We start from the raw sequence: 9,155 nt of genomic DNA on the forward strand, positions 1-9,155 counted from the left end.
TTGATAGACCCCTGACATTGGATATCCCTCTTCTCATTAAATCTTATTATCTCATTTGTAGCCAGCTTTTAGAGAATTAGTATTAGTGTTTACTTTCACGTTTTAAACTTAGAACTTTAATTATGGATAATTCAAAGTTCAGATCACATCCTAATATTCATAAATGTTTAATTTCATCACCAGCTAGATTCAATGGTGACTATGAAGATGATGAATTACTGATTGCATCAGCACATCCAAGTATGAGAAATCGAGCTTTATACAATACACAGAAAGATAATGAATATAATGAAAGTCAAATGAGTAGATATTACTATGTTTGCACTTTTGATTTTCTACCTGAACCAGATCAACAAATAGTAATTCCTGATAATTCATTTATTGGTGACATTATATCTATTGCTCTTGCTGTTTATTATGGAAAAAGGTTTGATAATCATGGAATATTAGAAAGTTATGGAATTTTTTGGATGCCAAATTATGAACCAATATTTTCAATATCTAACGAGCATGTTGGTATCACTAATCATTTACCCCGAAAAGACCTTGAAATTCCACTTGCATTTGATAAGTGTGAAGCAATAATCAAATTTATATTAACTCGCAATGCTCAATATGAAAAATTACATAGATACTTCTTGGCTGCTGGCAAATTTTATCTTAATTCACTTCAAATAATGGATCAGGATATAGAAAAAGCATATCTTGATCTAATTACTTGTGGAGAAATCCTATCAAATTTTTATGATTATACTGATAATGAATTATATGATGAAAAATTAAAAAAAATATTTATTAAATTAGCCTGTATGAGTGAAGAGAGTGATATTAAATACCTAAAAAGTAGATTATATCAAGTAAGGAAAAAGTTTAATTTAACTCTCAAAAGTTTACTTAACAAAAAATTTTTTAGTAAAACAGAAAGTAATGATGAGAGTGTAAAACTTCAAGAAGAATGTATTGAAATAAATATAAAAGCAGCTTATGACATAAGAAGTAAGTATGTTCATACAGGCCAAAGTTTTAAACCATATATAGAACAAATGTATAGAAGTATAAATGAAGTTGGTGTACCTGGTTTAGAACCTAATGTGGATGACAAAGATTTAAAAAAGGTTCTCAAGAGAATACCAACTTACATTGGTTTAGAAAGAATAATACGTTTTGCATTACTCAGATTTCTTCATACCAATGGCGTATATCTTCATAAAGACCTTGATGATGATAAAGACGCAAAGGGAGAGAGAACTTAATTCAGATGGAAGGCTGTAACTTTAAAGATTTGGATGGAATGACATACATCAATTCTGTGCCTTCAGGTTTTACTTCTCCGTTTCCATAATTGTCTCTTATTTGCTAAATACTCAGTACCACGATGTCTGGTAACCAGTCGCGTCAATGCTGCAAAGCAAATAGCTGCGCTTTACTTAGTATTCCCAATTGGAGTTGTAGTTTGTGTAATAGTGATCGCTCTTTTTTAACCAGAAGATGCAGAGCGATCGCAGATACAATCATAAGTAAAAGGCAAACTGGTAGAAAATGGCTGAAATTAATCGCGCTATTACCGAACTACATCTGGAGTCATTACCGGATGATCAAGTTTTGGCTGTGTGCGATATGCAGATGAAAAGTCAGCAACAAGAAGTTTTCAGTGAATTTTTAGCTCGTCACCGAGAGGGACAGCTTAATGATGCAGAAATTCGTCAACTAGATGAACTCATGCAGGTCTACCGAAGTGGCTTAGTAAGTAAAGCAAAAGCTTTAAAAGTATCTGTTAAACGCGGCTTGAAACCCACTCTCAATCAATAAATCGCAGATGAGAGAGCGATCGCCCCATCCCCCAATAACTTCGATAAAATCACTATGGTGCTAGTTAACCCTCCCTAAATCTAATGAAAAGCGATCGCTCCCTTTCCCAACCTTCCCTTCAACGTCCTGAACTACTCGCGCCAGCAGGTAATTGGGAGTGTGCTAAAGCTGCTGTGGAAAATGGGGCAGATGCTATTTACTTCGGTTTGGATCGGTTTAACGCCAGAATGCGGGCACAAAATTTTACTGAGGCGGACTTACCCCAATTGATGACATTCCTGCACCGTCGGGGCGTAAAGGGTTATGTCACTGTCAACACCCTAATATTTCCCAAAGAACTAGCAGAAGCACAGCAATATCTCGGCACAATTATTGCAGCTGGTGTGGATGCAGTGATCGTTCAAGATATTGGTATATGCCGTCTCATCCGTCATCTTTCCCCCGATTTTCCCATCCATGCTTCCACGCAAATGACGATCACCAGTGCGGCTGGGGTGGAATTTGCCAAATCTCTTGGTTGTCAATTGGTAGTGCTAGCGCGTGAATGTTCTCTTCAGGAAATCAATAAAATTCAGCAGCAGATTGCCCAACAGAAAACCTCGCTGCCCTTGGAAGTTTTTGTTCACGGTGCTTTGTGCGTAGCGTATTCCGGTCAGTGTTTGACTAGTGAGGCTTTAGGCGGACGTTCTGCTAACCGAGGTGAATGTGCCCAAGCTTGCCGGATGCCCTACGATTTAATCGCCGATGGGGAAGTTGTAAATTTAAAAGAACGCAAATATTTACTCAGTCCTCAAGACCTAGCAGGGTTAGATGTTTTGCCAGATTTGGTGAAATCAGGAGTAACCTCTCTCAAAATTGAAGGTCGCCTGAAAGCTCCAGAGTATGTTGCTAATGTCACCCGTGTTTATCGGCAAGCTTTGGATAGTGTAATGACGGAATTGGAAAGACCTAACTCTCTAACCCCTTTGCCTACAAGGGAAGGGAGGAGAGGTCAATCAGACCAAGAAGACTACAATCTAGAAATGGCATTTTCTCGCGGACTTTACACGGGCTGGTTTGGCGGGATTAATAATCAGGAACTTGTTCACGCCCGCTTTGGTAAAAAACGTGGAGTTTATCTAGGTGAAGTCACCCGCATTCACAACGAACAGGTAACAGTCAAACTGGAAGCACTTGTCAAGCTAGGGGATGGAATTGTATTTGACTGCGGTCATCCAGAGGCGAAGGAAGAAGGCGGCCGAGTTTATGGGGTGATTTCCAAAGGTAAGGAAAGTGTGCTGACCTTTGGTCGAAATGACTTGAACTTACGCCGAGTGCATATAGGCGATCGCATTTGGAAAACCAACGATCCAGAACTCGATAAGCAACTACGTCAGAGTTTTGCTGGCGAGAACCCACAATTTCAGCGTCCCATTGATATGGAAATTTACGGAGAAGTTGGTCAGCCATTGATTGCGATCGCCCGCGATCGACTCGGTAATATTGTACAGGTAGAATCTGCAATTTCTCTGGTGCAGGCGCACACTAAACCCTTAGATACAGAGCGTTTACAAGAACAATTCGGTCGTCTCGGTAACACACCTTTCTGTTTAGGAACCCTAACCAACCACCTCATTGGTGCTATTATGCTACCCGTAAGTGAGTTGAACCGGATGCGGCGGGAAATCGTAGCACAGTTGGAAGAATTGCGAAGTCAACCCAAACGCTGGCAATTACGTTCTGATGTCTCTTTCCAAAACTTACTCCCCTCCTCATTATCCTCATCTCCCAATCTACGGGAAGCTAAAGCTATATCTCCTTCACTCATCGTCCTAGTACGAAATCTCAAGCAACTTCAAGCAGCACTCAAAGCGGGAATCCAAACACTTTACTGTGAATTTGAAGACCCCCGTGCCTACCAAGAAGCGGTGCAAATGGTGCGCCAGCAACAGCAAAAAAACAAAGCAGACAATTCCTCACTTTTAACTGATAACTCAGCATTCCTAACTCCTAACTCCCCACTCCCCACCATCTGGGTTGCACCACCCCGAATTACCAAACCTGGGGAAAACTGGATTTTGCAGCAAGTACGTGCTTGTGAAGCAGATGGCTATCTGATACGGAACTATGACCAATTGCAATTCTTTGCAGCAGACCGTTGTATCGGAGATTTTTCGCTTAACGTTGCTAATCCTTTAACAGCAGACTACTTTCAGCAACACTTTGGTTTAGAACGGCTGACAGCATCCTATGACCTGAATATTACCCAACTACAAGACCTGCTCACCAGTTGTCCACCCCAGTGGTTTGAGGTGACAATTCATCAGCATATACCGATGTTTCACATGGAGCATTGTGTTTTTTGTGCCTTTCTCTCGACGGGTACAGATTACACCAACTGTGGACGACCTTGTGAAAAGCAGGAAGTGAAATTAAAAGACCGTGTAGGCAGCGAACATGTTATTAAAGCAGATGTAGGTTGCCGCAATACTGTATTTAACGGCACTGCTCAAACAGGAGCCGAATACGTACAGCGTCTGATAGAACTGGGATTACGTCACTTCCGCATCGAATTTGTGAATGAGACACCAGAGCAAGTGAGTAAAACAATACATTTTTATAGTCAATTATTGCAAGGTGAGATTACAGGTTCTCAACTCTGGCGAGAGTTAAAGTTGCAAAATCAACTGGGTGTGACTCGTGGCCCTATGGGAGTGTCAGCACTGCGGTCATAATTGATTTTCTGAACGCCCAGCTTGAAAAATCTGCTCGGCGCAGACAACGAGATATTTGGGGTGTGGATTTGTCTGTTTTTACTCAGGAAATCGTCTTTGAGTCAATCATCAACATTCGCCCAAGCCAGAATAACCGTAGTATGATAATACAGTCTAACCAAATTCGAGAACAAGTTAGCCAAATTACCAAGCAATTGCTAGGAGGATTGTAATGCCTAACTGGAGTGCAATTGAAGCAAGTTTTTTACGTCAACCCCACGCGCAACAATTAGGAGAATTGGCAGCTAGTTTGGCACGACTTAACTCTTGGTCACAAAAGAGTGCAATTCGTGAATTAGTTCCAATATTGTTGTCAGAAAGTTTGTTGTACGTGTCTTTAATACAACAAAAAAGTGAAATAAATAATCTTGAATTAAATCAACTCCAAGACTTATTACAAAACTGGATCAATGTTTGGGACAAATCAATGAAAATTACAGATATTGCATCTGTTGCGTCTATTTGGTCACAGCGAGTATTGGAGATGTCGGGTTTGCTAGCTTCTTAAATCGTTGAGTGCATAGTCTCAAGTAATGCGCTTGACCACTTGACCACTGCGATCAGCTACGCTGGGCGGTTACGCCATCGCTCCTCGGTAAATACTGCTGTATCAAAAGTCGGCAGTCGCCTCATCATCTGTGGTAGAGTATTTGGAGGTATAGCAATAAAATAATTATTTTTGCTTGGTAATTAATGAGATTTTGCTACGGGATTATGAGAATACTACACAGCAATTTGCTCCCAGCTAGAATTATCCTCAAGAATATCTATTTCATCTTGAGATAGTATTTTAGATTGCATTTGTTGCAGGTCACGCAGTACCATTTCGGTATCCTCAGCATTAAACTTATAATACTCAGTTAAACTGCCGATGGGATAATTAAATCCCTGATAGCGGTGTTTGAAATACAGTTCAATATTCCCTCTATGCGCCCAGCTTCCCAGTACCTTAATCGCAACAGTTCGGTAGTGTGCAAGTAAATCTCTTTCTACTTCTGCTACTCGCTTGACAACGGGTCTTTGGGTTACTCCTATCTTGTACAAAGTGCCAATATTCGTTTCAATCTCTAAAAAATATAGGCTAGAGGATAGAATACGTTGAAGTTGGGCGCGATATAGCTTCAAATCAGTAAATCGATATGCTAAATCTGGAGCATTTTTGTATTCGGCGTGTTTAAAAGCTAGCTCCAGTTTCAGCAGTTTTTTAAATAATAGTGGCTCCTGTACATCATTGAATTGCCTGAACTCTAACGCTCCAAGAGGAATTTTACCCAAATCACTAAATTCATATTCTGTTGGGGTTAAGTATAGGTTTTTTCTTAACACTCCTGCTTTGAGTAAACCAGAAGTAATTAAGTAGGAACTAATAGGGTAATTTTTGGCTCCGTACTCCTGCCAAAGCAGCTTTAACTGTGCCAAATCCTTGCCAGATAATTGAACGTTGAAATTGTCATAGAGTGGCAGAGTAGGGAATTTTCGGTTAGCGATGGGGCGGCAGGTTTCCTCATTATGAGCAAAATGATGCTCTTTCACCTTGCCTTTTTTAGCAGTTAGACTACTATTACAGTAAGGACACTTAAGTGAAGTCTTACCCCTGTTGATATCTTCAATACATATCAAGATACCTTCTTCATTTACACCATATTTTAGCCACATTGCCACACCATGATTTAGAAGTTGAATTTGCTCTTACCAGTGTGCTTCAACTTTTCAAAAATGTATCTATCTTTTGGATTAGTGTAATGTTGATTTGAAGAATGTAAATGCAATGGAGGGAAGCCGCTTTATTGCATCTGGGTATAAAATTACTAGGAGTCACGAGAAGATCAGCGTTTGCCCTGCTAAAATTATGCGATCGCTGGCGGGCGGTTATGCCATCGCTAACCGACCAAAGTGACTTTTACAGATGCGGTGAAAAGTTAGGACGGCTGCCTCCTGGCAGGGAAGAGGTTTTTAGCTATTTATGCCCTTGACTGATATAGTTAAGTTTATTTGTGTCTTCCTACTTAGCAGCAAAAAAAATTCAATGTCATGTCTAGACTGCTGTATGTGATTGCTGGCTAACGTTCCCGCTCACCGGACGCAAATATCTTTGCATGTGACCGATAACTTGAATTCGTTCCGGTGCAGCGGGGTTGTTATGCAGTGTCCTTCTCAATTTTCTATAGGCAACATCAATTCAACTACGATCGAGCGTTGTTTGCTCAAGTTGCTTTAGAGAATGATCCCAATGCCTAGTGTCACTTGCAGCGATCGCCTCCAGATTCCCAATGCGTTGTTTAAGCTCCTCCAGGGTTTCTGATGGAAACAGAGTTTCATGTCGGTGATCACGCAACTTTCTTAAAACAATGATCGTGCTGGTTACCGCGCCGAGCACGATTATTGCTGGCAAGAAGAGCACTTTCCGATCTTGTCCCTGACTATTGAGCAAGATAGAGATTAAGAACATCACTGTTGCATACGCCCAAATTCTAGAAATAATTGTGACGCGAACGTCTCTTTGAGTTGAAATTGTCACAAGTTCCTCCTACGATTCAGTTACAGCATCTGACTTGTTAAACACGTCACGCAATACATGGTGTACAAGGCTTGAATAGTAATTTGAAAGCAATCGCCCCATCACTCAGCAAACGGACTGCGATCAAGCATTTCATTCCAACTTGATGAAACAAAGCCATGAACGCAACTTCGTCCCACTTCTGCTAGCCAGGTAAATGCGGTGGTATGCGGCTTACGTTTGACTTGTGATACTAACAATTCAGTCATTGCTGCATTAAAGCCGAATCGAGGATACGCATCCAGCACTTGCTCGACTGTTTCTGGTGAAATGTCAGCCATTCGGATGCCTAACACGTCTGCACTTGCTCCCAGATTCACCAAAGCAATTTCGGGCTGTTTGCGCGAACCAATTCCAATGGATGTGTGAAGGGCGACCGCGTCCCAAACGATTTCTGCCTTTTCGTCTGATAGTCCATGCTCCAGAACAAAAGCCTGTGCTGCATCTGCACCATCCACTTCAAATCGCTGTTCCCCATCAAAGCGATCGGTTAGTCCCAAGTCGTGCATCACCGCACCGAGATACAGCAGTTCGCAATCGCACTTGAGTCCATCCCGTTGACCAAGCAAATCGCCAAAGAAAAATGTGCGAATACAGTGGTTACACAAAAAAGTGGGTGACACTTCTGCAACCAGTTGAGTTGCTTTCTGACAAATCTCGCTGTTTGGAATTGAGTGATGAATTGAGGACATATGTGTTTCCTTATTTGATAAATCAACAGTTTCAACATCAAAATTGGTTGAAGTTACGTTCTGAGAGCCGCGCCCAAAGCGCTCTATAAGGGTGGCTCTCAGAAAGTGACGGGTTTTGATCTAAGTGCGTAGCTATATACTATTTGGGATTCGTTAAGCCACCGCCGGAAAAGTTCAGGTTTTCGTCATCATCAGCCGTTCTGCTGCTTTTTGAAGCATTGCGCGAAATTGATTTGCGAACGGTTCATAACGCTGCATTAGTTTTTGCGTTAGCTCAGGACCTGCCAATTCTGGGCTACCTGTACCAAACGGAGGATGAGGTGCATACTCCATTGTTAGTTCTGCTTCCTTCGCCGCCTCTTCACCCCGCAACTCTGCGAGTACCATTAGTCCCGCCTCGAACGACCCAGTCACAGGGCCTGCTGTGAAGCGGTTGCGATCAACGACTACATGACCTCCTGCTACTGGAATCGCGCCAAAGGGAGCAAGTGCCTCGATTGCCTGAAAATTTGTTGTTGCTCGGTAACCAGTCAATAGACCCGCAGCAGCCAACGTCAGGCTACCAGCGCAGATGCCGATGATATATTTGGCGCGACCGCCTCGGTCAGCGAGAAATACCAACGTTTCCTCATCAGACCAGAGATTGGGTGTAGAGGCTCCAACACACAGAAGATCGAGGTTTTGGGGACAATCGGCAAAGGTGGTCGTGGCGTGTATCGGGAAGGGATGCACCATGCCAAAGGATTCAGAATTTTTCTGAGGGTTAGTGTGCTTCCAGAGGAAGTGAATGTCGCAATTTGGAGCATCACAGAACGCTGTGTAGACACCGATAATGTCGGGAACAAAGCAGTTCGGGTCTGCAATAATACCAATTTGTAGGCGATCTAGAGCTTGGGTCACTTTATTTCTCCTGGATATGAATTCTTTTCGGTATTGGATATAACATCTATGCTATAAGTACGACTGGGTTATGCCTAGACCTCGATCAGGTACTCTTTTCGCCATGATGACAATGTCCTTGCAGCATTTATTTCAGGTGAAAGATGAACCAGATCTGCGATCGCACTTGGCACCAAAGTTGAGTGAATATTTTGCCACTAAGCGATCAGGAATCTTCTTCTTCGACCAGCTTTTCGGCGATCGCAAGCTGCAAGCTATGCTGAATGTTGGGCGTTGCTGAATCCAAGTATGAATCATGCGATCGCCTCAAGCTTGCGGGCGCTACACGCCCGCAGCGCCACGGAACCATACTTGAGATAATGTATTACTAATCGAATAGAAAGTTTAAGCATTTCCTCAGACTTAGAGTAACACTCATGTTTTCCGATGTAGCCTAGCTAAATA

Annotated in this window: 11 protein-coding genes; 7 read left to right on the forward strand and 4 right to left on the reverse strand. The window is 42.0% G+C overall.

The window, feature by feature from the left end:
• Positions 1 to 122 precede the first annotated feature (122 nt).
• The 5 genes from HWQ58_RS01740 to HWQ58_RS01760 all read left to right on the forward strand — a co-directional run bounded on the left by HWQ58_RS01740 (position 123) and on the right by HWQ58_RS01760 (position 5,070).
• Positions 123 to 1,253 carry a HEPN domain-containing protein gene (locus HWQ58_RS01740; protein WP_292856963.1) on the forward strand — a complete coding sequence of 377 codons (1,131 nt, stop codon included), beginning with the start codon at positions 123 to 125 and terminating at the stop codon, positions 1,251 to 1,253.
• A gap of 286 nt (positions 1,254 to 1,539) precedes the next feature.
• On the forward strand, positions 1,540 to 1,809 hold the full coding sequence (locus HWQ58_RS01745) for a hypothetical protein (RefSeq protein WP_292856965.1): 270 nt from the start codon (positions 1,540 to 1,542) through the stop codon (positions 1,807 to 1,809).
• A gap of 83 nt (positions 1,810 to 1,892) precedes the next feature.
• Positions 1,893 to 4,523: a U32 family peptidase gene (locus HWQ58_RS01750; protein WP_292856967.1), complete on the forward strand. Its 2,631-nt coding sequence runs from the start codon at positions 1,893 to 1,895 to the stop codon at positions 4,521 to 4,523.
• Between the two features lie 8 nt (positions 4,524 to 4,531).
• Positions 4,532 to 4,735 (forward strand): DUF5674 family protein, encoded by a 204-nt coding sequence (locus HWQ58_RS01755; protein ID WP_292856983.1) that lies wholly within the window; start codon positions 4,532 to 4,534, stop codon positions 4,733 to 4,735.
• On the forward strand, positions 4,735 to 5,070 hold the full coding sequence (locus tag HWQ58_RS01760) for a hypothetical protein (RefSeq protein WP_292856969.1): 336 nt from the start codon (positions 4,735 to 4,737) through the stop codon (positions 5,068 to 5,070). Before HWQ58_RS01755 ends, HWQ58_RS01760 begins: the two co-directional genes overlap by 1 nt.
• 215 nt (positions 5,071 to 5,285) lie before the next feature.
• Here HWQ58_RS01760 and HWQ58_RS01765 read toward each other — a convergent pair whose 3' ends face one another.
• Positions 5,286 to 6,218: a GIY-YIG nuclease family protein gene (locus tag HWQ58_RS01765; RefSeq protein WP_292856971.1), complete on the reverse strand. Its 933-nt coding sequence runs from the start codon at positions 6,216 to 6,218 to the stop codon at positions 5,286 to 5,288.
• Between the two features lie 112 nt (positions 6,219 to 6,330).
• On the opposite strand from HWQ58_RS01765, the gene HWQ58_RS01770 reads away from it, so the two are divergent.
• Positions 6,331 to 6,459, forward strand: a complete 129-nt coding sequence (locus tag HWQ58_RS01770; RefSeq protein ID WP_292856973.1) for a hypothetical protein — start codon at positions 6,331 to 6,333, stop codon at positions 6,457 to 6,459.
• A gap of 282 nt (positions 6,460 to 6,741) precedes the next feature.
• Here HWQ58_RS01770 and HWQ58_RS01775 read toward each other — a convergent pair whose 3' ends face one another.
• The 3 genes from HWQ58_RS01775 to HWQ58_RS01785 form a co-directional block, all read right to left on the reverse strand.
• Positions 6,742 to 7,080 (reverse strand): hypothetical protein, encoded by a 339-nt coding sequence (locus HWQ58_RS01775; protein ID WP_292856975.1) that lies wholly within the window; start codon positions 7,078 to 7,080, stop codon positions 6,742 to 6,744.
• Positions 7,081 to 7,181: 101 nt separating this feature from the next.
• Positions 7,182 to 7,811, reverse strand: coding sequence for an HD domain-containing protein (locus HWQ58_RS01780; RefSeq protein ID WP_292856977.1), 630 nt, complete (start codon positions 7,809 to 7,811; stop codon positions 7,182 to 7,184).
• Between the two features lie 174 nt (positions 7,812 to 7,985).
• Positions 7,986 to 8,711, reverse strand: a complete 726-nt coding sequence (locus HWQ58_RS01785; protein ID WP_292856979.1) for a DJ-1/PfpI family protein — start codon at positions 8,709 to 8,711, stop codon at positions 7,986 to 7,988.
• Between the two features lie 70 nt (positions 8,712 to 8,781).
• Between HWQ58_RS01785 and HWQ58_RS01790 the strand changes: the two genes are divergently transcribed.
• Positions 8,782 to 8,991 carry a hypothetical protein gene (locus tag HWQ58_RS01790; protein ID WP_292856981.1) on the forward strand — a complete coding sequence of 70 codons (210 nt, stop codon included), beginning with the start codon at positions 8,782 to 8,784 and terminating at the stop codon, positions 8,989 to 8,991.
• Positions 8,992 to 9,155 lie beyond the last annotated feature (164 nt).

This window comes from Nostoc sp. LPT (assembly GCF_017115165.1).
Taxonomy (GTDB): Bacteria; Cyanobacteriota; Cyanobacteriia; order Cyanobacteriales; family Nostocaceae; genus Nostoc.